Origin of the sequence: Qipengyuania flava, from assembly GCF_011762005.1 — a bacterium.
Classification (GTDB): domain Bacteria; phylum Pseudomonadota; class Alphaproteobacteria; order Sphingomonadales; family Sphingomonadaceae; genus Qipengyuania; species Qipengyuania flava.
The window spans coordinates 404,125-426,547 of the sequence record NZ_JAASQU010000002.1; the positions used below are offsets into that span (position 1 = coordinate 404,125).

The following is a 22,423-nucleotide window of genomic DNA, read 5'->3' on the forward strand; positions in this document are numbered from 1 at the left end:
TCAGACGAACGGCGCGATCACTTCGGGGCGCACCCGCGCGGGGCGCCCCGTTTCGCGTTCGAGCATGGCCCAGGTGGTCGCCGCGCTGACGATCACCTTACCCGCCGCATTGCGGAAATCGACCCGCCGGAGCGATTTGGCGCCGCGCGCACCGCCTTCGATCCAGGTTGTCGCCTCGACGCTCTGTCCGACATCTATATTGCCGCGATAATCGATCTCGTGGCGCACCACGAGCCATACGTAACGCGCGCGATCCTCTGCGCGGGCCACCGCATCCCAATGCGCGGTGGCCATGTCCTGAATCCACTGCACCCACACCGCGTTGTTGACGTGCCCCATCTCGTCGATGTGGCGCGGCTCGGCGGTAAAGCTGCGCGTGAAACTGGGCGTCATTCGGCCTCGCCCATCTGCCACAGGATGAAAGCGACTTCCTCGGCGGTCTCATAGATCGACTGGAAGCGGCCGGACTTGCCGCCGTGTCCTGCGCCCATATTGGTCTTGAGCAGCAGTTCGCTGTCACCGGTCTTCACCTCGCGCAGCTTGGCGACCCATTTCGCGGGCTCCCAATAGGTCACGCGCGGATCGTTCAGGCCTGCGGTCACCAGCATCGGCGGATAGTCCTGCGCCACGACCTGGTCGTAGGGGCTGTAGCTGAGGATGTAGGCGAAGGCCTGCTTGCTCAGGATCGGATTACCCCATTCGGGCCATTCGCCGGGAGTCAGCGGCAGATCTTCGTCGAGCATGGTGCTGAGCACGTCGACGAAAGGCACATGCGCCACCACCGCGCCCCACAGATCGGGATCGGTGTTGACCACCACCCCCATCAGTTCGCCACCTGCCGAGCCGCCCGAGATGCTGATCTTGCCTTTCTCGGTATAACCCTGGTCGATGAGACCCTTCGCCACGTCGACGAAATCGTTGAACGTGTTGGTGCGCTCGTTGAGCTTGCCCTGCAGGTACCACTTGCGCCCCAGGTCGTCGCCGCCGCGGATATGCGCGATGGCATAGGCATAGCCGCGATCGACGAGGCTCAGCCGCGAAGTCGAGAATCCCGGCGGCACCGCATAGCCGTAAGCGCCATAGGCATAGAGATGCAGCGGGCCGGTCCTGGGGCGGTCCTTGCGCATGATGATGCTGACCGGGACCTTGGTGCCGTCGCGCGCAGCGATCTCCACCCGCTCGGTGGTGTAGAGCGAGGGATCGTAGCCGCTCGGGATTTCCTGCTGCTTGAGCAGTTCCAGTTCACCCGTGGCGACATGGTAGTCATACACCGAATCGGGCGTGACCATGCTTTCATAGGCCAGCCGCAGCCGGTCCTGATCGTATTCGGGATTGTTGCTCAGCCCGGCGCTGAAGCTGGCTTCGGCAAAGGCTACCGGTTTGACCAGATTGGGGTCCGCGTAGGAGCGCAGCTGGATCTGGTCGAGACCCCGCAGGCGCCCTTCAGTGACGTAGAAATCCTTGAACAGTTCGAAGTCGGTCAGGTAGAATTCGTCCGAACCCGCGATCAGCGTGGTCCATTCGCCGGGCTTGTCGAGCTTCGCGGTCGCCAGCCGGAAATTGACGTGGTCGTCATTGGTGTGGACCCACAGCGTCCCGTCGCGCACATCGACATCGTATTCGACGCCCTTCTGCCGCTGCCTGACCACGATCGGCTCGGCGGTTGGATCGTCGGCCGGCACCAGCCGCACTTCGCTGGTCTCGTTATCGCCGGTAGAGATGATCAGCCAGTCTTCCTGCGCCGACAGGCCCGCGCCCACGCGGAAGCCCTCGTCCTGCGTCTCGCGATAGAGCTCGACGTCCTTGCTCACCGGCGTGCCCAGCACGTGCATCGTAGCATCATGGACGCGCCAGTTTTCGTCGGCCGTCCCGTAGACCAGCGCGGTGTCGTTCTTGACCCACACCAGCCCCGACAGCGTTCCGGGAATCTCATCGGGCAGCAATTCGCCCGTTTCGAGATCCTTGATCCGCGCGGTAAACCGTTCCGAACCGTTGGTATCCGCCGAATAGGCAAGATAGCGCCCGTTCTGCGACACCGAGAAAGCGCCGAGCCGGAAATACTCGAGCCCGTCAGCGAGCAGGTTCTCGTCGAGAATCAGGTCGGGCGAACCGCCGGAAACCGGCCTGCGGTAATACTTGCGATACTCCGCCCCTTCCTCGAACTCGGACCAGTAGAGGTAATCCCCGCGACGCTGCGGTACGGTGGAATCGTCTTCCTTGATCCGCGCCTTCATCTCTTCGAACAGGCTGTCGACCAGTTCCTGTTGCGGCTTCATCCGCGCTTCGAACCACGCATTCTCTGCCTTGAGATGGTCGAGCACGTCTTCGTCGTCGATGGTCGGATAGGACTGGTCCTTCAACCAGTGGTAAGGATCGGAAATCGTGATCCCGTGGTGCGAATAGCTGTGTTCGCGCTTCTCGGCAGTCGGCGGTGAAGTCGGCTGTGTCACTGTGGTCCCTTCGGAATTCTGGGCATTGAGCGGCGCGGCCAGCGCCAGAGAGGCGGCAGATAGGAACGCGGCATATCGCATGAAAGGCATGGATGGTCCTCCCCCGGGCGGCGCAGAACTGGAAAGGGGCGCCGCGGATGACTATGACAGGGGGGTGATTATGCGGCCATGCGAAGGCCCGCAAGCGCCGAGTCGCCTCAGCTGCGATCGGACACGATGAAAGGAATTCCTCCCATGCTGATGCAGACCCACGAAGCCCGCCTCGACGGATTGCGCAAGGAACTGGCCCGCCGCGGCCTGGATGGCTTCGTCATCCCGATTTCCGACGAGCATATGAGCGAATATGTCGGCGCCTATGCGCAGCGGCTCGAATGGCTGACCGGTTTCGGCGGCAGTGCGGGAAGCGCCGCAGTGTTGCGCGACCGCGCGGCGATGTTCACCGACGGGCGCTACACTGTGCAGGTTCGCGAGCAGGTCAGCGGCGCGCTATACGATTACGAGGACGTGCCTGCCACCTCGCCCGCGAAGTGGATCGCCGAACATGCGCCTGAGGGAGCGAAGATCGGCTACGACGCATGGCTCCACGGCATCGGCTGGGCCGAAGAGGCGCAGCAATATTTCGCCAAGAAGGGGATCGAGCTGGTCGCGGTCGACGGCAACCCGATCGACGCGATCTGGGCCGACCGGCCCGAGGCCTCGCTGGCAGCGGCGGTGCCGCATGACGATGCGCACGCCGGCCGGTCGAGTGCCGACAAGCGCGCCGAGGTGGCCGACTGGCTCAAGGAGGAAGGCTATGACGCCACTGTTGTAAGCGCGCTCGATTCGGTCGCCTGGCTGCTCAACATGCGTGGCAGCGATGTCGACAACACCCCGGTCGCACTGTCCTACGTTCTCGCGCATGCCGATGGCACGGCCGAACTGTTCATCGCGCCCGACAAGGTCACGCCCGAACTGACGCAGCACCTCGGCAATGCGGTGACCGTGCGCGACCGCGCGGATTTCGTACCCGCACTCGAAGCAATGAAGGGAAAGACCGTAGCGGTCGATCCGAACCATGCAGTGGCGGGTATTTTCCATGCGCTCGAAACCGGCGGCGCGAAGATTGTCCGGACCGACGATCCCACCGTCCTGCCCAAGGCGATCAAGAACGCGGCCGAACAGCAGGGCCATCGCGATGCACAGGCGCGCGACGGGGCGGCCGTGGCGCGCTTCCTGCGCTGGCTCGGCGTCGAGGCACCCAAGGGCGGCATCGACGAATTGACAGCGGCGGCCAAGCTGCGCGAGTTCCGCGAGGCGTGTGGCCAATTGAAGGATGCCAGCTTCGATACGATCAGCGCCGCTGCGGGCCATGCCGCGCTGCCGCATTACAAGGTCGATGAGGACAGCAATATCCCGATCCCGCCGTCGTCGATCTATCTCGTCGATTCGGGCGGCCAGTATCTCGACGGGACGACCGATATCACCCGCACCGTGTGGATCGGTCCGGGCGAGCCGACCGCCGAAATGGTCGAGCGCAACACGCGCGTGCTCAAGGGGCACATCCAGCTCGACATGCAGAAATTCCCCGACCGCACCAGCGGCGGCGCGCTCGATGCGCTGGCGCGCATGCACCTGTGGAATGGCGGAGTCGATTACGGCCACGGCACCGGCCACGGTGTCGGGAGCTTTCTCTCCGTGCACGAGGGGCCTCAGCGGATCAGCAAGCCCGGCGGCGCCTTCCCGGGCACCGAGACCCCGTTGCGCGAAGGCATGATCCTCTCCAACGAACCGGGCTATTACAAGCCCGGTGAATACGGCATCCGCATCGAAAACCTCGTCCTGGTGGTCGATGCAGGGATCGAGGGCAGCGAAGGCAAGTATCTCGGCTTCGAGACGCTCACCTTCGTCCCGCTCGATCGCACGCTGGTCGACAAGGCGCTCCTGACGAACGCCGAGATCGATTGGTGGAACAACTATCATACCGCGGTGCGTGCCGTGCTCGCGCCCCAGCTTGAGGGCGACGATCTCGCGTGGCTCGAGGAGCAGTGCGCACCCTTGTAAGCCACCCTGTGTTCTCGTAATGTTCCAGCCGGTCGCGAATCGTTTCTTCAAGGGAGAATGTGCATGATCGGCTACGTAACGGTGGGAACCAGCGACCTCGAACGGGCGGCGCGATTTTACGATCCGCTGGCGGCCGAACTGGGTGTCGGCCGGATGATGGAGTTCGACAGCTTCATCGCCTGGGGCGATGCCGATGGCGCGCCGGGCATCGCCGCGACCATGCCGTTCGACGGCAAGCCAGCCAGTGTTGGCAATGGTACGATGGTCGCGCTCGAGGCAAAAGACCGTGCGCAGGTCCAGCGGCTGTACGACATCGCGCTCGCCAATGGAGGGAGCGACGAGGGTGCCCCCGGGCCGCGCGGCGAGCCCGACGATAACGGGCTCGTGTTCTATGCCGCCTATTTTCGCGACCCCGACGGCAACAAGCTCAATGCTTTCCTGATGGACAAGGTGGCCTGACATGCATGCGCCGCGCCGCCTTGCCGACAGTTTCATCCATCTCGGCCTCGGCGCGACCGCAGTGCCGCAGCCACCGTTCGACGGGCTCGAATGGTACGAAGCCTACGGCGAACGGCACGGTGCCGACGGACGCGAGGGTCGCTTGGTCAGCGAGCACTGCTTCACCCAGAGCTGGTCCAGCTGGGAAATGCACCCGCTGGGCGAGGAGGTGGTGATCTGCACTGCGGGCGAGATGATTCTGGTGCAGGAATTTCCGGACGGGCAATGCGAAACGGTCACGCTGCGACCGGGCGAATATGCCATCAATCCGCCCGGCGTCTGGCACATTGCCGATATTGCCGATGAAGCCACCGCGATCTTCATCACCGCAGGCGAAGGCACGCAGCACCGTCCGCGCTGACTTGCCGCCCGATGAACGCGAGGCCGCGGTTGATGCATTCCGTTACAATTCACGCGCGATTCGGCATATTGCTGCGACATGGCGTACCTAGAAGGGGGACACGAGCTGCGGCGGGCATACCGTTCCTCCCCTCAGACCCCTGGTCCGTCGCAGCTCTCCAGACTTTTGGAGACATGCTATGAAGAAGACCATCCTCGCCCTGTCCGCTGCAGCGCTCGCGCTGACCGGAACCACCGCCATCGCCCAGTATCGCGGCGCCGGCCACAATGCCGACACCAATGGTGACGGCACCGTCACCCTCGCCGAAATGCAGAGCCAAAGCGCCAAACGCTTTGCGCGCATGGATGCGAATGGCGACGGTGTGCTCGATGCGCAGGACCGGGCTGCACGCGGTGAAGCGATGTTTGCCCGCGCCGACACCAATGGTGATGGCGAACTGACGATCGCGGAAATGCAGGCCGCCCGCGAAGCGCGCAAGGCCGAACGCCCCGAACGAAGCGACCGACCCGAGCGCGCCGAACGACGTGGAAAGCGCGGCGGCGACCGCAGCGAACGGATGGCCGAACGCTTCGCAGCGGCCGATACCGACAATTCGGGTGGCCTCTCGCAATCTGAGCTGAAGGCGATGCACGAAGCGCGCGGCGAACGCGGGCAGCGCGGCAAGCGGGGCAAACGCGGGATGCGGATGCTCGAGCGCGTCGATACCAATGGCGACAAGGCGATCAGCCGCGCGGAGTTCGATGCCGCCGCCACGGCCCGCTTCACCCGCCTCGACAGCAATGCCGACGGCGCGATCTCCGCGGCCGAGCGCGACGCCGCCAAGGCCGAACGCAAGCAGCGCCGCGAGCAACGTCGCGGGCAGTAAGCGCTTGCGTGCCCACTTCACCCGGCAGTAGGCGCGGACAGGATCGATCATGACCGAACCCACGCCCACTTCCATCCTGCTCGTCGACGACGAACGCAGCCTGCGTGAACCCCTGGCGGAGTATCTCGTCCGCCAGGGGTTCGCCGTGCGCGAGGCCGAAAGCGCGGCGCAGGCGCGCACACTCCTGGCGCAGGAAAGCCCCGACCTCGCGCTGCTCGACATCATGATGCCCGGCGAGGACGGCCTTTCGCTTTGTCGTCATCTCGTTGAAAGCCGTGGTCTGCCCACCATCCTCCTCACCGCGAAGGGTGAAGCGATGGACCGCATCATCGGGCTCGAGATCGGCGCCGACGATTATGTCACGAAACCGTTCGAACCGCGCGAACTGGTCGCGCGCATCCGTTCGGTCCTGCGTCGCGCCGAACGCCCTGCCATCGCACCCGAAGAAGAGCTGTTCTACGCTTTCGAAGGCTGGCAACTCGATCCACTGAAGCGCCGCCTGATCGATCCGGACGGCGCGCTGGTGCCGTTATCGACTGCCGAGTTCCGCATGCTGCGCGCATTCTGCGACCATCCACGGCAGGTGCTCGACCGCGATCGTCTGCTCGACATGGTGCAGGGGCGCGAAGCGCATCTCTTCGATCGCGCGGTCGACAACCAGGTCAGCCGGCTGCGCCGCAAGATCGAGGCCGACAGCCGCAACCCGTACTTCATCCAGACCGTGCGCGGCGGCGGCTACCGTTTCGGCGCCGATGTCACGCGCACCGCGCGAAGCGACGCTTCGTGATGCGCGTTCTCCCGCGCAGCCTGCTTGGTCAGGTCATGCTGGCGCTTGCCGCAGCACTGCTCATTGCCCAGGCGATTTCGGCAGTGATGCTCTATCGCGCGGCCTCCGAACGCCGCGAATTCGCACTTTCGAGTGCTGCCAGCTTTCAGCTCCTGGTCGGGCAGCGGCGCGAGGCGCGCGGCGGACCGGACCGCGAACTCCGCGTTCGCCCCCCGCGCCCGCGCGGCGGACGCGGTGCCATCGACGATGCACCCATCATTCGCCTCCCCCGCAGCATCCGTTTTACCAATTCCACTGCCACCCCGTTGCAGCCGGGCGATGAGCGCGATGCGGCGCGGGAAACGGCCATCACCCAGCAGCTCGAGCGACAGGGACTATCCGTCGCAGAGGTGATCGCGATCGAGCGCAGCCTGCGCGATGATCCTCTGATCGCAAGCCTCGAGGACGCCAGCCCTGCCTGGCGGCAGCGCCTGCGCAATGCGCCGCACGAACTGCTCGTCGTGGGCCTGCGCCAGCAGGGGGAGGCCGACTGGCAGGTCGCCCGCATCGCTGTCCCTCCGCGCGACCGCGGGCTGGTCGGCACGCTGCTGTTGCAGACGCTCATCCAGTTCCTTGTGCTGGTCGGACTCCTCTATTTCGTGCTCCGCCGCATCACCCGCCCACTGGCTACTTTGGCCGAACGCACGCGCCGTTTCGGCAGCGCCGGCGCGCCCGAGGAGCCGCTTGCTGCGAGCGGTCCGGATGATGTCCGGCGTTTGATCGACGCGCACAATGCGATGCAGGCCCGGATCGGTTCGATGCTCGACGAGAAGGACGTCATGCTCGGCGCGATCGGACATGACCTCAAAACACCGCTCGCCGCCTTGCGAGTGCGGATCGAAAGCGTCGAGGACGATAACGCGCGCACCAAGATGGCCGCAACTATCGAGGACATCACGCGCACACTCGACGAGATCCTCTCGCTTGCGCGCATCGGCCGCAGCGACGCCACTCCCGAAATGACCGAGCTCGGCGCGCTGGCTGCATCCGTCATGGAGGAATTCGAGGATATGGGCCAACCGGTGACGTTGAGCGAGGGCGAGCGCGTGGCTACTCCCGTTCACCTGACCTGGCTCAAGCGTGGCCTGCGCAACCTCGTTACGAATGCGCTACGCTATGCCGGTTCGGCCGAAGTCGCCGTTTTGCGCGAGGGCGAGAACGCGGTGCTGCGCGTCGACGACGACGGGCCGGGCATTCCCGAAGAACGGATCCACGACATGCTCGAGCCCTTCACTCGTGGGGAGGCGAGCCGCAATCGCGAAACCGGCGGCGCGGGGCTCGGTTTGACGCTGGCCCGCGCAGTCGCCGAACAGCATGGCGGATCGCTGGTGCTGGCGAACCGCCCGACCGGTGGCCTGCGCGCGGAAATCAGGATCCCGCTCTAGCGCATCAATCCGCCGACGAGGTTGCGGACGAACCGGCCGGCGATGCTACCGCCGAATTCGCTGGCGATGGTTCCAGCAGCCGAGGTAGCCGCTGTCCGCACGGGATTGGCTCGGCTCTTTTTTCCCATGACCTTGGCGGCGATGATCGATGCCGCGCTGCTCGCCGCAGCGCCCGCCGCAGCCTTCCCAGCCCGCTCCCACAGGGACGTGGTCTTGCGGCGGCGCTTGCGCACCTCCTTTTCGCCCTTCTCCTCGACCTCGGCGGCGGTTTCCGCGGCATCGGCAGCCTTCGCGGCCAGCACCTCTTCGGCGCTCTCGCGATCGACCGCGGTATCATATTTGCCGTCGAGCTCGCTCACCGAATTGACGATCTTGCGCTCTTTCTCGGTGACCGGGCCAAGCCGCGACCGCGGTGGCTTGATGAGCGTCCGCTGGACCACTGTCGGTGCGCCGTCTTCGTCCAGCGTCGAAACAAGAGCCTCGCCGACCTTGAGTTCGGTGATCGCCTCGGCGACGTCGAGATCGGGATTGATGCGGAAGGTTTCCGCCGCGGCCTTGATCGCCCGCTGGTCGCGCGGGGTGAAGGCGCGCAGCGCATGCTGAACGCGATTGCCCAGCTGGCCGGCGATCTTCTCGGGAATGTCGATCGGGTTCTGCGTGACGAAAAAGACGCCCACCCCCTTTGACCTGATAAGCCTGACGACCTGCTCGACCGTGTCTTCCAGCGCCTCGGGTGCATCGTCGAACAGGAGGTGTGCCTCGTCGAAGAAGAACACCAGCTTGGGTTTCTCGGGATCGCCCACCTCGGGCAGCGTCTCGAACAGTTCCGCCAGCAGCCACAACAGGAAGGTGGCGTAGAGCTTGGGCCCACGCATGAGCTTGTCGGCTGCGAGCACATTGATGACCCCGCGGCCCTGATCGTCCACCGCGAGGAAGTCGTCGATCTCCAGTGCGGGCTCGCCGAAGAACATGTCCGCGCCTTGGCTTTCGAAACTGAGCAGCTGGCGCTGGATCGCACCGACGCTCTGCTTCGAGACATTGCCGTATTTGCCCGACATGTCCTTGGCGTTTTCATAGGCAAAGGCGAGCATCGACTGCAGGTCGCCCAGGTCCAGCAGCAACAGTCCGTTATCGTCGGCATAGCGGAAGATGATGTTGAGCACGCCTTCCTGCGTGTCATTGAGATCGAGCAGGCGGGCGAGCAGCAGCGGGCCCATCTCCGAAATCGTGGTCCGGATCGGGAAGCCCTGCTCGCCATAGAGATCCCAGAACACAGCGGCGTTATCGGCATAGGCATAATCGTCCATGCCGAGTTGCTTTGCGCGTCCCTCGAGCTTGTCGGCATGTTTGAACTGCGGCGAACCGGCCATCGAAATGCCCGCCAGATCCCCCTTCACATCGGCGACGAAGACGGGAACGCCCGCAGCCGAGAAGCTTTCCGCCAGCCCCTGCAGCGTGACGGTTTTGCCGGTCCCCGTTGCCCCGGCAATCAGGCCGTGCCGATTGGCCTGGCCAAGCCGGAGGTGCTGGTTTTCGCCATTCGCGCCGAGGCCCAGAAAGATTTCGCCCATGTGTCGTGCCCGCTCCCGGTGGATGATAGCTGGCCGGCGGTGTGGCGCAGCCTTGTGGGTGCGGTCAAGCTATCCCTCGACAGGCGCGGCGCTTGCGGTAAAGGCTGCGGGCGATGGCGGAACGGCGTCCCTTTGTCCTGCTCGATGATGCCCGCGAAAGCGGCGCGGCCGACGCATTGCTGTTCGAAAACCCGCAGCGGACATTCGTCGCGTATCGCGCCGACCAAGTGGCCGATGTGCTCGCCGCGGCCGATGCGGCGCGGCGCGAGGGTGGCGAACTGGCAGGCTATATCGGCTATGAGGCGGGGCTCGCGCTCGAACCCAGGCTGGCGCCGCTTGCCGACCGCCGCGTCGGTGGCCAAGGCCCGCTGGTCTGGCTGGGGTTGTTCGACCAGCCCCTGCGGATCGCGGCCAGCGCCATGCCCGAATGGCTCGCGGGTCATGCCGAAGGCCGCGCCGGAATTGGCCCGCTCGAACCGCAGGTTTCGCCCGGTGGCTATGCCCAGGCCTTCGCCAGTCTGCAGCAGGCGATCACCGCGGGCGATATCTACCAGGCCAATCTTACCCTTCCGCTGGCAGGCAACTTCACGGGCGATCCGCTCGCGCTTTACGGTGCGCTGCGTCCCGCGGCGCAGGCAGGTTATGGCGGGGTGGTGTTCGACGGTTCGCATTGGCTGCTCAGCCTGAGCCCCGAACTGTTCGTGTCGCTCAAAGGCAATGAAGCCAAGGCCAAGCCGATGAAGGGCACGCGCCCACGGGCGAGCGAGCCCGAGCTCGATCGTGCGCTGGCCGGGGAGCTTGCCGCATCGGTCAAGGATCGGGCGGAGAACCTCATGATCGTCGACCTCATGCGCAACGATCTGGCGCGCGTCGCGGATGCCGGCAGCGTGCGCGTGGACGAACCCTTTGCCGTCGAAAGCTATCCAACCGTCCATCAGATGGTCAGCGTGGTGCGCGCTAGGCTGAAGGACGATGCGAACGCGCTCGATCTGGTGCGCGCGTTGTTTCCCTGCGGCTCGATCACCGGCGCGCCCAAAATTCGCGCAATGGAACTGATCGACGCTGTCGAGCGCGATCCGCGTGGCCCCTATTGCGGCGCGATTGGGAGGATCGGCGCCGATGGCAATGCGGCATTCAATGTCGCTATCAGAACGCTGCGCCTGACCGAGATCGAGAACGGCCGCGGCAAGGCAGTGCTGGGCGTCGGTGGCGCGATCGTCGCCGACAGCGAACCGCGCACCGAATGGCGCGAGGCGCTGCTCAAGGGCGCCTTTGCCCGCAGCAGTTCGCCCGAGCACGGCGCGGCGCAATTCAATCTGATCGAGACCATGCGCTTCACCCCCGAGACAGGCATCCCTTTTCTCGAAACTCACTTGCTGCGAATGAAGGCGAGCGCCGCAGAACTCGGCTTTTCCTTCGATCGTCATGAGGCGCGCAACCAGTTGCACGCGCTGTGCTTCGTGCTCGAGAAGCCGAGCCGGGTCCGGTTGTTGGCCGCGCGTTCGGGCGCGATCGCCTTGGAAGCGCATGACCTGCCCGGTCCGTGGGACGAACCGGCGCGCTGCATCGTCATGCCGCTGCCAGTCGATCCCGGCGACTGGCGTTTACGACACAAGACCAGCGATCGCGGCTTCTACGAGGATGCGCAGCGCATCGCGCGCGCGCATGGCGCGCAGGAAGCCCTGTTCGTGCGCGAAGACGGCTTGCTGACCGAGGGATGCGTCACCAATATCTTCGTACGCGGCAGCGATGGCGTGCTGCTCACACCTCCCGCTACGCTTGGCCTGTTGCCCGGCGTTTATCGCCAGACGCTGCTCGACGAGGGCCGCGCGCGCGAAGCCGAACTGCGGATCGAAGATCTGGAGGGCGGCTTCCTGCTCGGCAATTCCCTCCGCCTCATGATGGAAGCGAAACTGACCGCATGACCGATATCCCGATCCTGTTCGAAGACGGCGAGGCGCTGGTGATCGACAAACCCGCCGGTCTGCCGATCGAACGCCCGCGCCGCGGCGGCGGCAGCCTCGAAGACCATTTCGAAGCGCTCAAGCTCGGCTTCCAGCGCGCGCCCGTCCCGGTACACCGGATCGACACCGACACCAGCGGCTGCCTGCTGCTTGCGCGCAACCCCAAGGCGCTCAAGCGGTTTGCGAAATGCTTCGAGGATCGCGTGGTCGAGAAACGCTATCTCGGCGTGCTGTCCGGGGTACCGGCAGACAGCGAAGGGACGATCGCACTGTCGTTGTCCAAGATCAGCAGTGCGGAAAAGGGCTGGCGGATGATCGCGGCAAGGAAGGGCAAGCCCTCGATTACGCATTGGCGCGTCTTGCACGAGATCGATGGCCGTGCATTGCTCGAATTCCGCCCCGAGACGGGGCGGACGCACCAGATCCGCGTTCATTGCCAAGCCGGGCTGGGCATGCCGCTGCTGGGCGACCCGGTCTATGGCAACGGGAAAGGCGCGCCGCGCACCATGCTCCATGCCGCTGCTCTCAGTGTCCCGCGCGACGGCAAGCCGCCGGTCTCTGCCACTGCGCCGCTGCCACGCGATTTCACCGCGCTGGGGTTTGCGGATGATCACGGCTGAATGGGACACATCGCCGACACTGCGCTCGACATCGCCGAAGAGAAGTTCCTCGCCTCTTCGGGCCCCGGCGGGCAGAACGTCAACAAGGTGGCCACCGCCGTCCAGCTGCGCGTGAACGTCTTTCGCCTGGGGATGCCGCCCGAAGCGTTCGAGCGATTGAAGGAGCTCGCGGGCAGCAAGCTGACCAAGGGCGGCGAGATCGTGCTGACCGCGAACGAATACCGCACGCAGGACCAGAACCGCGAAGCGGCGCGCGAACGGCTGGTGGCGCTGCTAACCGATGCGCTGACGCCTCCGCGCAAACGCAAGAAAAGCCGGGTCAACCGGGTGGGCAAGGTCAAGCGGCTGAAGGCCAAGAAAGCACGCGGCGACGTGAAGGCCAAACGCGGCAAAGTCGACTGGTAGGACGCTTGACTTTCCCGTGTGAATCGCCCAATGGGCGCGCCGGAACGGCGGTGCTGTACGCGCCGCCCTTGTTTTTTCGGGCCCCGTCGGCCCCTTTCAGATCTTTAGGAACACGCCATGGCGAAGCCCGCAACCGTCAAGATCAAGCTCGTCTCGACCGCCGATACGGGCTTCTATTACGTGACCAAGAAGAACCCGCGCAACCACACGGAAAAGTTCACCTTCCGCAAGTACGATCCGGTTGCTCGCAAGCACGTCGAATTCAAGGAAGCGAAGATCAAGTAAGCCCGCTCCGGCTGGTTTGGCTGAACCGCGGGAACGCAGCAGGTTCAGTGATGGTTCAATGCTCCGACCCTAAACGCAGGAGCATGAGCATCTTGTCTTCGAAATCGAAAACCTCGATCCGCGCCGCGCTGGCTCTTACGCTGGCCGCGGCGCTTCCCGCATCCGCCATCCTCGCCCCCGCCCCCGCAGTGGCGGCGCAGGGCGATCTCGATCGTGCGGTGGCCGCATTGCGTGGCATTTCCACGATGAAGGCCGACTTCGTCCAGACCGACCGCAGCGGCCAGAGCGTGCGCGGCGTGATGACGCTCAAGCGTCCGGGCAAGATCCGCTTCGAATACGAAAAGGGCGTGCCCATGCTCATCGTGTCGAACGGCAAGTCGATGTACATGGTCGATTACGAGGTCAGCCAGGTCCAGCGTTGGCCGATCAGCAATTCGCCCCTCGGCGCGCTGCTCGATCCCAGCCGCGACGTGAAACGTTACGGCAAGCTGGTCCCTACCGGCCACCCCGATGTCGTCAGCGTCGAAGTGCGCGACACCAAACGCCCCGAATTCGGCGTGATCACGTTGATCTTCGCGCGCGACGCCTCGGCCCCCGGCGGGTTGCGGCTGACGCATTGGGTCGCGCTCGATTCGCAGAATCACCGCACCACGGTAAGGCTCGCCAACCAGCGCTACGGGGTGGCCGTGGCCGACAGCGCATTCACCTTCCGCGATCCGCGCCGATCGTCCCGTCGCCCGGGTTGAACGGCTCCGCGACGAGCGGTGGGCTGTGTGCGACGCCCCGCTTCCCGACGTTCATAGACGAGCAATCGAAACGGGCGTAATTTTCAATCTACGAGACGACACGAGGCGGGTTTCCCCCCTGTTGACCCCCTCGACCTGGTTCATCTCGTTCTAGGCGTGACGAACGCTCACAGGAAACCCCCGTGCCAATGCCCCCGGCACGGGGGTTTTTTGTATCCGATGCGCAGGCAAAGCCGCCTCGCGCCGCGCGGGTGCATGCTTGCTGCGACGCGGCAAGCGACCTAAAGCCCCCGCATGGTTTCTATCGCTACCTGGAACATCAATTCCGTCCGCCTGCGCATGCCCATTGTCGAGCGCTTCATCGAGGAGCAGGCGCCCGACGTGCTGTGCCTGCAGGAGATCAAGTGCCAGGAGCACCAGTTCCCCTACGAGGCGTTTCGCGCGCTCGGATACGAGCATTTCGCGGTCCATGGGCAGAAGGGCTATCACGGCGTAGCGACCGTCGCGAAGACCCCGCTCAGGGAGTTCAGCCGTCACGATTGGCAGGACAATGGCGAGGCGCGCCATGTCGGTGTCGAATTGACCGATCATCAGGGCATGATCGTCGAGAACGTCTATGTTCCCGCAGGGGGCGACGAACCGAATCGTGAGATCAACGCCAAGTTCGGCCAGAAGCTCGACTTCCTCGAACGCATGACCCGCTGGGCCGATGCGATCGACCGGCCGACGCTGATCGTCGGCGACTTCAACATCGCCCCGCTCGAAAGCGACGTTTGGAACCATAAGCAATTGCTCAAGGTGGTCAGCCACACGCCGATCGAGGTCGAGAGCCTGCAGCGCTTCATGGACGCGCATGGCTGGAGTGACATCGGACGCGAGCACATCAAGGCGCCCGAGCGCTATTACAGCTGGTGGAGCTATCGCTCGAAGGACTGGAAAGTGAACGATCGCGGACGCCGGCTCGATCATATGTGGGCCAGCCCCGAACTGGCCCGCGAGGCGCAGGCGCATTCGGTGCACGAATATGCGCGCGACTGGGAGAAACCGTCCGACCATGTGCCCCTGGTGACGGAGTTCGCGCTCTGAGGGAGCCCGCGCCTGTTGCCAGCCCCGCGCGGCGCGCCGCGCAGGCAGTGGACGCTCTGCGCCACGGCTGGCCGCTGGCGATCGACGGCGCGCCATTGCTGCAACCGGTCGAAACCGCATTCGGCGAGCTCGCTGCCGAGAGCATGCTGCTGTCCGCGACGCGTGCTGCGACGCTCAAGCTTGCAAACCAGATCGAGGCCGCGGTCCCGCGCCATCCGGTGCTGATGCGCGGCGCCGACGCGTTCGATCTGCCCGCCGCGCTGGCGGTGGCCGATCCGGCGCTCGACATAGCCAACCCGCTCAAGGGTCCGTTCAAGGCGCTGTCCCTGGGGTGGGAGACACAGGCCCGTGCCGCGCTCGAACTGGCGCGCATCGCGGGGATCCTGCCCGCCTTCATGGTCGCGCCAGAAGGTGCGGGTGAACCCGTCGCGTTGAACGCGCGCGATGTCGATTCGTTCACCGATGCAGCGCATCTGCAGATCGCCTCGCGGGCGAAACTGCCGGTCGTGGCTTCGCAGGATGCGCGCATCGTCGCTTTCCGCAGCCCCAACGACACGCGCGAACACGTCGCGCTGATCATCGGCGAACAGAGGGCCGAACAGACGCCGCTTGTCCGGCTGCATTCCGAATGTCTCACCGGAGACGTGCTCGGCAGCCTCAAATGCGATTGCGGCCCGCAACTCGACGCGGCGCTGCATGCCATGGCCGACGAGGCCGCCAAAGGCGGGTGGGGCGTGCTGCTCTACATGCGCCAGGAAGGCCGCGGTATCGGCATTATCAACAAGCTGCGGGCCTATCGCTTGCAGGACCAGGGCTTCGACACGGTCGATGCCAACACCCGTCTGGGGCTGCCCGACGAGGCGCGTGATTTCCCCACTGCGGCGCGGATGCTCGAATTGCTCAAGATCGAGAAGATCCGGCTGATGACCAACAATCCCGCCAAGGTCGAAGCGCTGGCAGCGCAGGGGGTTGCCGTGACCGAGCGCGTAGCGCACGCGCTGCCCGACAATCCGCACAATGCGCATTACCTCGCGACCAAGCGCGATCGGTCGGGCCATCTCCTGTGAGCGCAATCGCGATCCGTCCCGAAAGCCCGGATGATGCGGCTGCGATCCATGCCGTGATCGAGACCGCGTTCCTGGGCATGCCCTTTGCGGATGGCGACGAACAGCATCTCCCAGCCCGCTTGCGCGAGGATGGCGACCTTGCCTTGTCATTGGTGGCGGAGGATGCCGAACGGATCGTAGGCCATATCGCCTTTTCTCCCGTCACGATCGCCGGAGGTGCCACCGGCTGGTACGGCCTCGCCCCGCTCAGCGTGCTTCCCGAGCTGCATGGACAGGGCATCGGTTCGGCGCTTGCGAAGCGGGGCATTGCCGATATGCAGGCGCGCGGCGCACACGGGCTCGTGGTGCTGGGGGACCCGGCCTATTACTCGCGGTTCGGCTTCGAGAACGATCCGGCGTTGCGTTACTCCGGCGCACCGGCGGACTATTTCCAGTGCCTGTCGTTCGAGGGGTCAACGCCAGCAGGCGAAGTCGCCTTCGCGCCCGCGTTCAGCGGCTCTCGAACGGACTGATATTGGGTCCGAGACGATTGTTCTCGATCACCAGCGCATCGCCGGTCCAGTCCGCCACGAAGGACGGGTTGCGCGTCAGGCCCGGGGCCAGCCGGGCATCGTTTTCAGCAATGATCAACCCGTCGGACGAATAGCGCGCGCCCTCGGCTCCGATCGCGATCATCGTCGACCAGTTTTCCTTGTCGCGTCCCTGCACGAACCAGTTGCCGCGGATCACCCCGTTGCCGCCATTGGGCAGATCGATCAGGTAGTTGGTGCCATTGCCATTGGCATCGTCGAAGCTGCAATCTTCGACCACGATCCGCGCGGCGCGTGACTTCAGATAGTGTCCGCCGGTGCCCTGTTCGAAGCGCGTGCGGGTGACGGTGACGCTGCCGTAATCGCCGGCGTAGATCGAATGCGCGCAGCCGCCCGAATATTCGCAAGTGCCCAACCGGGTGAAGGTGGACTTGTCGACCACCAGCTCGCTGTCGACACCATTGGCGGTAAGGATGCCCTGCTGGCTGTCGCGGAACCAGCTCTGCGAAACGCGCAGCGGGCCTTCCTCGAGGCGGATGCCCGCGCCATTGCCGTCTTCTACCGCAAGATCGGCGAAGACGAGGCCTTCCACGCTGGCACCGCGCCCTCTTAGGACCAGGGCTGCCTTGCCTTCACACGCTTTCCCGCCAAGCAGCGAACGGCCCGCTTCCGCGGCACGGAAATGAACCACCCCCTCGCGCTGGACCGCACACTCGTTCCAATTGCCCGGCGCGATCACCACTGTGCCTTCGCGATCGCCGATCGCATCGACTGCCGCCTGCAGCGAGCCATAGCCGCGGCCGGTTTCCGCGACGGTGAAGCTTGCACTTGGCCCGTTCTGCGCGAGCAGGGCGGCGACGGGAATGGCCCCAACAGCGACGAGCGCTACACTGGCCAGAAGCCAGCGTGGCAGACGCGAGGCCGGAGGGACGAAGGGCGAAACCATGGTAATTGCATAGGACTTGATGGTTAACATCGCGCTAACTCCGTCGATCTGTCAGCGCTATCTATCGCCACCCCAGCGCCAGCGCCAGCCGCCGCGTGTCCTGGCCGCCGCGACCCACCCCAGCAGGAGCGTGGCCAGCAATCCGACGACAAGCGCCATGGGCAAGCCGATTTCCGCGTCCCACTCGACCAGCACGACGCAGCCCAGCATCATCACGATGTAGCCAGCCAGCAGGGCCCAGCCCTGCCAAGCGACCGGCAGCCCCGCACCATATCCGTAGCGCTTGGGTGCGAGCCATGCCTTGTCGTCCTTGCGGCTCAATTCTCTTCCCCTCGCGGTCGCATGACGAACTCGGCGACCGCCTCGACCAGCGCCGGCGCGACCGGGAGCGACGCGTCCGCATAGCTGGCGCGATTGGCGAAGGGGTCGTCGGCCGGCACTTCCTTGAACACATGGTTCATCGCATCGATCTCGACATATTCGGCATCGGGCGCGCCTGCACGCAATGCTGCGGCGTCGGCGTCGCCGATCTGCAGATCGTTGCCGCCGTGTACGATCAGCAGCGGCTCGTCCGTGGCAGCCGCGAGCTGTGCGGGATCATGCGCCATCAGATCGATCATGAAGCCCTGCACCGTCGGCGCGAACAAGCGGCCCAGCAGCGGGTGAAGCGACTCGACATCGACCCGGTTCCCGGCCTCGAGTTGCGCGATCGCCGCATCGACACCCTCGAGCAGCGGGGCGTTTGCGGGGTTGGCGTGCAATTGCTCGCGCAGCACCGTGCCCATGGGCCGCCCGGGTGCCGTAACAAGGATCACCCCGCACAGATTGTCGAGTTCCTGCGCCGCGGCCAGCGCCACGATCGCGCCCTCGCTATGGCCAAGCAGCCAGACGCAATCGATCGCGAATTGCGCGCGCGCCGATTCGATCCAGCTCGCCGTATCCGCGACATAATCCGCGATCGTCACGGCATTGGGATCGGCGGTCGCTGTCTTGCTGCCGAACATGCCGCGCTTGTCGATCCGCAGCGTCCCGATGCCACGTTGCTGCAACGCATCCGCAAGCAGGCGATAGGGCGCCGCGGTGACCGCGAGCGGGTTGTTGCCATCGCGGTCGGTCATGCCCGATCCCGGAATGATCAGCACCAGCGGATGATCGGGCTTGGGCGTAACCAGCGTACCTGCAAGTTCGCCCTCCGGCCCCGGAGCGGTGAGCGTTTGCTGTGCGGATGCTGGCGCAGCGAGGCCTGCAAACAGCGCAGCAATTAGCGTCAGTGATCTCAGTCGTGGCATCTCATTCCCCCTTCTTGGGTCGGCCGCGCCTGGGCGGCTTCGCAACAGGCACCTCGATCCCGCGCTTTGCCAATGCCTCGCGCAGAAGCATTTCGATCTGCGCATTGGCGCTGCGCAACTCGCTCGCTGCGAGGCGCTCGACCGCGGCGTGAACCGCCGGATCGAGCCGCAGGGCGAAGGCCTTCTTCGTCATCGGACCAAACCTCGGCTGCGCACTACTGGTAGAGCGAACCTGCATTGATGACGGGATGCGCGTCTTTCTCGCCGCACAGCACGACCATCAGGTTGGACACCATCGCGGCGCGCCGTTCGTCGTCGAGTTCGACGATCTCGTCCTGCGCCAGCTTGGTCAGGGCATCTTCGACCATGCCCACCGCACCGAGCACGATCTTGGCGCGCGCAGCGATGATTGCATCAGCCTGCTGCCGCTTGAGCATCGCGCTGGCGATTTCGCTGGCATAGGCGAGATGCGTCAGCCCCGCTTCGTCGACCACGATCCCCGCGACGCGCAACCGGTCGTTGAGCTCCTCGAGCAGCTCGCGATTGATGACGTCCGCGCTGCCGCGCAGCGTCACCTCCTCATTCTCGAAATCGTCATAGGGATGGCGCGACCCTACGGTGCGAAGACCGGCCTCGATCTGGATGTTCACGAACTCCTTGTAATCGTCGACATCGAAGCTCGCCTGCGCGGTGTCGGCCACCCGCCACACGACGTTGCAGGCGATCTCGATCGGATTGCCCCGCAAGTCGTTGATCTTCACGCGCTCCGAATGGATGTTGTGCGCACGCGCTCCGAATGGATGTTGTGCGCACGCGCCGAAATCTTGTCCTTGCCCATCCACGGCCAGACCCAGCGTAGGCCTTCGCGCCGCTCGGTGCCCCGGTAATCGCCGAACAGGGTGATGACCGCTGCCTGGTTGGGCTGGATCATGAAGAACCCGGCCGAGAGGAATGCGAGCGCAAGGATCGGCAGGATGAGCAGGCCGACGAAGACCAGCTTTTCGGCCTTGTCGGCCCCGTGCATCGGCAGGCTTGCCGCAATGTTCCAGCCTATCAGAATCAGCAGGACCAGGATTGCCGCGAGCACCGGGTAGCCGCTGAAAGTCGAGCCGGGGCTCTCGGTGCTCGTCTTCATACCCTTCAAATCAACCGCCATGGCGAATCGCTCCTCGATACAATTATGATATCATATTTATATCGCAGGAGGCGCGTCGTCAAACCGGTCTCAATTGCGGGCGATCGCCTCGAGAAAGCGCTCGCCATATGCGTCGAGCTTCTTGGCCCCGATCCCGGGCAGCCGGCCCAGGTCTCCCAGCGATGCGGGACGGGCTGCCGCCATTTCGCGCAAGGTCGAATCGTGAAAGATCACATAGGGCGGAACCTGTGCTTCCTCGGCCAGCTCCTTGCGCAGCGCACGCAGCGCCTCGAACAGCGGATCGCCGACCGGGTTGGGCGTAGCATCGCTGCGGCGGCCGCGCTGGCGCTTGGGGGGAATGACGATCTCGACGCTGCTTTCGCCTTTGAGGATCGCGCGCGCGGACCCGCCCAGCGCCAGTCCACCATGCTCGGTCGCCACCAGGTCGCCGCGCGCCTGCAGCGCGCGCGACAGCGGTTGCAGCAATCGTGCCTCGTCGCCCTCGACGATCCCGAACACGCTCAACCGGTCGTGCCCGCGCTGGCGCACGCGCTCGTCTTCGTTGCCGGTCAACACCTTCTGGACATGGCCCATCCCGAAGCTCTGCCCGGTCCGGTAGACCGCGGAAAGCAACTTGCGCGCCAGCTCGGTGACATCGGTGACGCCCGGTTGTTCGAGGCAATTGTCGCAATTGCCGCAGCTCGCGGGAGGATGCTCGCCAAAATGGCGCAGCAGAACCGCGCGGCGGCATTCGGCGGTTTCCACCAGCCCCGCCAGCGCATCGAGACGCGCGCGTTCGGAATTGCGCCGCGCCTCGTCCACCTCCGCCAACCGCTGGCGCGCGGTCGCGAAATCGCCCGCGCCCCAGAACATGACCGCCTGCGAAGGATCCCCGTCGCGGCCCGCCCGCCCGGTTTCCTGATAATAGCCTTCGATCGACTTGGGCACGCCGACATGCGCGACGAAGCGCACATCGGGTTTGTCGATCCCCATGCCGAACGCGACCGTCGCGACGATCACCATCTCTTCCGAAGCGACGAAGGCCGCCTGGTTGGCGGCGCGCACTTCGGGATCGAGACCGGCATGATAGGGCCGGACCGATCGCCCGGTCGCCGCAGCGAGTTTCTCCGCCAGCTCCTCGACCTTGCGACGGGTCTGCGCGTAGACGATGCCTGGGCCCGGCTCGCCCGCCATCAGACTGGTCAACTGCCGCACCGGATTGTCGCGATGGCGGATCGCGTAGCGGATATTGGGCCGGTCGAAACCTGCAAGGACCAGCCCGTCCTCCGGGATGCCCAGCTGCGCCATGACATCGGCGCGGGTCTGCTTGTCGGCGGTGGCAGTCAGCGCCAGCCGGGGCACCTGCGGAAAGGCATCGAGCATTCCGCGCAGCAAGCGATAATCGGGCCGGAAGTCGTGCCCCCATTCCGATACGCAATGCGCCTCGTCGATCGCGAACAGCGAGAGCGGCGCGCTGCTCAGGAATTCGCGAAAGGCTGGCTGGCTCGCGCGTTCGGGTGCGACATAGAGCAAATCGAGCGCGCCCGCGCGGAAGGCGTCTTGCGTTTCGCGCCAATCTGCATCCGCGCTGGTCAACGTGGCGGCGCGAATACCGTTGGCGCGTGCGCTGCGCAGTTGGTCGTGCATCAGCGCGATCAGTGGGCTGATGACCACGCAGGTGCCTTCGCGCATGACGGCGGGCAATTGATAGGTGAGCGACTTGCCCGCTCCCGTCGGCATGACCGCCAGCGTCGATCGTCCGTCGAGCACCCGCGCGACCACCTCTTCCTGCCGACCGCGAAAGCCGTCGAAGCCGAAGACGTCCTTCAGCACGGGAAATGCGCCTGCGATGCTGCTCATGCCAGCCTGATGACAGAAGCAATTGCCCGTGCAACCGTCGAACGGCGATTTTCCCCTTGCCCCGTGCCCCGCGCATGCGCTTTATCCGCAGCGAAGATTTGAACATTGGAGAGAGTAGCCATGAAATTCCGTCTTGCCCTGACCGTTGCAGCCACCGCCGCGCTTGCCGCCTGCGGCAGCAGCGAAGACGCCTCGCTCGAAGCCGAAGCCGACACGGTCGAAATGACCGCGGACGAAGCGCTGACCGACGTCGAGGAAATGCCCGTCGAAGATCCTGCCGCCAGTGCCGAAGCGGCCGAGCCCGAAGCAATGGCACCGGCTGAAGAAGCGCAGATCCAGGAAGCCGGAGATGCCGCTGCCGATACGGCAGCCGCGGCGATGGACGCGATGGCGCAGGACGCCAACTGATCCGTACTGCGGGCGGGTTTCGGCTCGCCCGTTTCCTGCCGGTCCGCGTATCGCCGCGCCGTAGCGTCCTTGGCGCTGCGTGCGGC

23 protein-coding genes and 1 pseudogene are annotated in these 22,423 nt (G+C 65.1%); 15 read left to right on the forward strand and 9 right to left on the reverse strand.

The window, feature by feature from the left end; genetic code table 11:
• Positions 1-393 (reverse strand): acyl-CoA thioesterase, encoded by a 393-nt coding sequence (locus FHS69_RS08590; protein WP_172603118.1) that lies wholly within the window; start codon positions 391-393, stop codon positions 1-3.
• Positions 390-2,531, reverse strand: a complete 2,142-nt coding sequence (locus FHS69_RS08595; protein WP_166777640.1) for a S9 family peptidase — start codon at positions 2,529-2,531, stop codon at positions 390-392. Before FHS69_RS08595 ends, FHS69_RS08590 begins: the two co-directional genes overlap by 4 nt.
• Positions 2,532-2,684: 153 nt before the next feature.
• On the opposite strand from FHS69_RS08595, the gene FHS69_RS08600 reads away from it, so the two are divergent.
• The 6 genes from FHS69_RS08600 to FHS69_RS08625 all read left to right on the forward strand — a co-directional run bounded on the left by FHS69_RS08600 (position 2,685) and on the right by FHS69_RS08625 (position 8,425).
• Positions 2,685-4,490 (forward strand): aminopeptidase P family protein, encoded by a 1,806-nt coding sequence (locus FHS69_RS08600; protein WP_166777369.1) that lies wholly within the window; start codon positions 2,685-2,687, stop codon positions 4,488-4,490.
• A 63-nt stretch (positions 4,491-4,553) separates the two neighbouring features.
• The gene (locus FHS69_RS08605) at positions 4,554-4,949 is read left to right on the forward strand and encodes a VOC family protein (protein WP_067465693.1); all 396 of its coding nucleotides are present in this window, start codon (positions 4,554-4,556) and stop codon (positions 4,947-4,949) included.
• A gap of 1 nt (position 4,950) precedes the next feature.
• A complete protein-coding gene (locus FHS69_RS08610) occupies positions 4,951-5,349 on the forward strand; it encodes a cupin (RefSeq protein WP_067465690.1) in 399 nt (132 codons plus the stop codon).
• A gap of 178 nt (positions 5,350-5,527) precedes the next feature.
• Positions 5,528-6,214, forward strand: a complete 687-nt coding sequence (locus FHS69_RS08615; RefSeq protein ID WP_166777370.1) for an EF-hand domain-containing protein — start codon at positions 5,528-5,530, stop codon at positions 6,212-6,214.
• A gap of 49 nt (positions 6,215-6,263) precedes the next feature.
• Positions 6,264-7,001, forward strand: a complete 738-nt coding sequence (locus tag FHS69_RS08620; RefSeq protein WP_067465685.1) for a response regulator — start codon at positions 6,264-6,266, stop codon at positions 6,999-7,001.
• Positions 7,001-8,425: an ATP-binding protein gene (locus FHS69_RS08625; protein ID WP_166777641.1), complete on the forward strand. Its 1,425-nt coding sequence runs from the start codon at positions 7,001-7,003 to the stop codon at positions 8,423-8,425. The genes FHS69_RS08620 and FHS69_RS08625 overlap by 1 nt, the downstream gene beginning before the upstream one ends.
• Here the strand turns inward: FHS69_RS08625 and FHS69_RS08630 are convergent.
• The gene (locus FHS69_RS08630; RefSeq protein ID WP_166777371.1) at positions 8,422-9,996 is read right to left on the reverse strand and encodes a helicase HerA-like domain-containing protein; all 1,575 of its coding nucleotides are present in this window, start codon (positions 9,994-9,996) and stop codon (positions 8,422-8,424) included. The two genes, FHS69_RS08625 and FHS69_RS08630, sit on opposite strands and share 4 nt — an antisense overlap.
• Positions 9,997-10,109: 113 nt before the next feature.
• On the opposite strand from FHS69_RS08630, the gene pabB reads away from it, so the two are divergent.
• From pabB to FHS69_RS08670, 8 genes are all read left to right on the forward strand, one after another.
• Entirely contained in the window at positions 10,110-11,921 is a 1,812-nt protein-coding gene (pabB, locus tag FHS69_RS08635) for an aminodeoxychorismate synthase component I (RefSeq protein ID WP_166777372.1), read from the forward strand.
• A complete protein-coding gene (locus FHS69_RS08640; RefSeq protein WP_166777373.1) occupies positions 11,918-12,580 on the forward strand; it encodes an RluA family pseudouridine synthase in 663 nt (220 codons plus the stop codon). Before pabB ends, FHS69_RS08640 begins: the two co-directional genes overlap by 4 nt.
• Positions 12,581-12,985, forward strand: a complete 405-nt coding sequence (gene arfB, locus FHS69_RS08645; RefSeq protein ID WP_166777374.1) for an alternative ribosome rescue aminoacyl-tRNA hydrolase ArfB — start codon at positions 12,581-12,583, stop codon at positions 12,983-12,985. It abuts the gene before it with no gap.
• A gap of 117 nt (positions 12,986-13,102) precedes the next feature.
• Entirely contained in the window at positions 13,103-13,270 is a 168-nt protein-coding gene (gene rpmG, locus FHS69_RS08650) for a 50S ribosomal protein L33 (RefSeq protein ID WP_050601641.1), read from the forward strand.
• Between the two features lie 83 nt (positions 13,271-13,353).
• The gene (locus FHS69_RS08655; RefSeq protein ID WP_067500122.1) at positions 13,354-14,016 is read left to right on the forward strand and encodes a LolA family protein; all 663 of its coding nucleotides are present in this window, start codon (positions 13,354-13,356) and stop codon (positions 14,014-14,016) included.
• 294 nt (positions 14,017-14,310) lie between these two features.
• Positions 14,311-15,102 (forward strand): exodeoxyribonuclease III, encoded by a 792-nt coding sequence (xth, locus tag FHS69_RS08660; RefSeq protein WP_166777375.1) that lies wholly within the window; start codon positions 14,311-14,313, stop codon positions 15,100-15,102.
• A 47-nt stretch (positions 15,103-15,149) separates the two neighbouring features.
• Positions 15,150-16,169 carry a GTP cyclohydrolase II gene (gene ribA / locus FHS69_RS08665; protein WP_166777376.1) on the forward strand — a complete coding sequence of 340 codons (1,020 nt, stop codon included), beginning with the start codon at positions 15,150-15,152 and terminating at the stop codon, positions 16,167-16,169.
• Positions 16,166-16,681, forward strand: a complete 516-nt coding sequence (locus FHS69_RS08670) for a GNAT family N-acetyltransferase (protein ID WP_166777377.1) — start codon at positions 16,166-16,168, stop codon at positions 16,679-16,681. The genes ribA and FHS69_RS08670 overlap by 4 nt, the downstream gene beginning before the upstream one ends.
• On the opposite strand, the gene FHS69_RS08675 is transcribed toward FHS69_RS08670, so the two are convergent.
• From FHS69_RS08675 to recQ, 6 genes and pseudogenes are all read right to left on the reverse strand, one after another.
• Positions 16,659-17,675, reverse strand: coding sequence for a right-handed parallel beta-helix repeat-containing protein (locus FHS69_RS08675; protein WP_243844601.1), 1,017 nt, complete (start codon positions 17,673-17,675; stop codon positions 16,659-16,661). The genes FHS69_RS08670 and FHS69_RS08675 overlap by 23 nt on opposite strands.
• A 27-nt stretch (positions 17,676-17,702) precedes the next feature.
• Entirely contained in the window at positions 17,703-17,966 is a 264-nt protein-coding gene (locus FHS69_RS08680) for a hypothetical protein (RefSeq protein WP_166777378.1), read from the reverse strand.
• Entirely contained in the window at positions 17,963-18,934 is a 972-nt protein-coding gene (locus FHS69_RS08685) for an alpha/beta hydrolase (protein WP_166777379.1), read from the reverse strand. The genes FHS69_RS08680 and FHS69_RS08685 overlap by 4 nt, the downstream gene beginning before the upstream one ends.
• Position 18,935: 1 nt before the next feature.
• The gene (locus FHS69_RS08690; protein WP_166777380.1) at positions 18,936-19,127 is read right to left on the reverse strand and encodes a type II toxin-antitoxin system antitoxin; all 192 of its coding nucleotides are present in this window, start codon (positions 19,125-19,127) and stop codon (positions 18,936-18,938) included.
• Between the two features lie 22 nt (positions 19,128-19,149).
• Positions 19,150-20,069, reverse strand: a pseudogene (locus FHS69_RS08695) (SPFH domain-containing protein).
• A 90-nt stretch (positions 20,070-20,159) separates the two neighbouring features.
• Complete coding sequence (recQ, locus tag FHS69_RS08700) at positions 20,160-21,929, reverse strand: DNA helicase RecQ (RefSeq protein ID WP_166777381.1); 1,770 nt, start codon at positions 21,927-21,929, stop codon at positions 20,160-20,162.
• 120 nt (positions 21,930-22,049) lie between these two features.
• Here recQ and FHS69_RS08705 point away from each other — a divergent pair, with 120 nt between their 5' ends.
• Positions 22,050-22,337: a hypothetical protein gene (locus tag FHS69_RS08705; protein WP_067500137.1), complete on the forward strand. Its 288-nt coding sequence runs from the start codon at positions 22,050-22,052 to the stop codon at positions 22,335-22,337.
• Positions 22,338-22,423: the final 86 nt, after the last annotated feature.

Excerpts from the sequence above, each read along its gene's own strand:
- FHS69_RS08590 (WP_172603118.1), bottom strand. The coding sequence starts at position 393 with ATGACGCCCAGTTTCACGCGCAGCTTTACCGCCGAGCCGCGCCACATC.
- FHS69_RS08595 (WP_166777640.1), bottom strand. The coding sequence starts at position 2,531 with ATGCGATATGCCGCGTTCCTATCTGCCGCCTCTCTGGCGCTGGCCGCG.
- FHS69_RS08600 (WP_166777369.1), top strand. The coding sequence starts at position 2,685 with ATGCTGATGCAGACCCACGAAGCCCGCCTCGACGGATTGCGCAAGGAA.
- FHS69_RS08605 (WP_067465693.1), top strand. The coding sequence starts at position 4,554 with ATGATCGGCTACGTAACGGTGGGAACCAGCGACCTCGAACGGGCGGCG.
- FHS69_RS08610 (WP_067465690.1), top strand. The coding sequence starts at position 4,951 with ATGCATGCGCCGCGCCGCCTTGCCGACAGTTTCATCCATCTCGGCCTC.
- FHS69_RS08615 (WP_166777370.1), top strand. The coding sequence starts at position 5,528 with ATGAAGAAGACCATCCTCGCCCTGTCCGCTGCAGCGCTCGCGCTGACC.
- FHS69_RS08620 (WP_067465685.1), top strand. The coding sequence starts at position 6,264 with ATGACCGAACCCACGCCCACTTCCATCCTGCTCGTCGACGACGAACGC.
- FHS69_RS08625 (WP_166777641.1), top strand. The coding sequence starts at position 7,001 with ATGCGCGTTCTCCCGCGCAGCCTGCTTGGTCAGGTCATGCTGGCGCTT.
- FHS69_RS08630 (WP_166777371.1), bottom strand. The coding sequence starts at position 9,996 with ATGGGCGAAATCTTTCTGGGCCTCGGCGCGAATGGCGAAAACCAGCAC.
- pabB (WP_166777372.1), top strand. The coding sequence starts at position 10,110 with ATGGCGGAACGGCGTCCCTTTGTCCTGCTCGATGATGCCCGCGAAAGC.
- FHS69_RS08640 (WP_166777373.1), top strand. The coding sequence starts at position 11,918 with ATGACCGATATCCCGATCCTGTTCGAAGACGGCGAGGCGCTGGTGATC.
- arfB (WP_166777374.1), top strand. The coding sequence starts at position 12,581 with ATGGGACACATCGCCGACACTGCGCTCGACATCGCCGAAGAGAAGTTC.
- rpmG (WP_050601641.1), top strand. The coding sequence starts at position 13,103 with ATGGCGAAGCCCGCAACCGTCAAGATCAAGCTCGTCTCGACCGCCGAT.
- FHS69_RS08655 (WP_067500122.1), top strand. The coding sequence starts at position 13,354 with ATGAGCATCTTGTCTTCGAAATCGAAAACCTCGATCCGCGCCGCGCTG.
- xth (WP_166777375.1), top strand. The coding sequence starts at position 14,311 with ATGGTTTCTATCGCTACCTGGAACATCAATTCCGTCCGCCTGCGCATG.
- FHS69_RS08675 (WP_243844601.1), bottom strand. The coding sequence starts at position 17,675 with ATGTTAACCATCAAGTCCTATGCAATTACCATGGTTTCGCCCTTCGTC.
- FHS69_RS08685 (WP_166777379.1), bottom strand. The coding sequence starts at position 18,934 with ATGCCACGACTGAGATCACTGACGCTAATTGCTGCGCTGTTTGCAGGC.
- FHS69_RS08690 (WP_166777380.1), bottom strand. The coding sequence starts at position 19,127 with ATGACGAAGAAGGCCTTCGCCCTGCGGCTCGATCCGGCGGTTCACGCC.
- recQ (WP_166777381.1), bottom strand. The coding sequence starts at position 21,929 with ATGAGCAGCATCGCAGGCGCATTTCCCGTGCTGAAGGACGTCTTCGGC.
- FHS69_RS08705 (WP_067500137.1), top strand. The coding sequence starts at position 22,050 with ATGAAATTCCGTCTTGCCCTGACCGTTGCAGCCACCGCCGCGCTTGCC.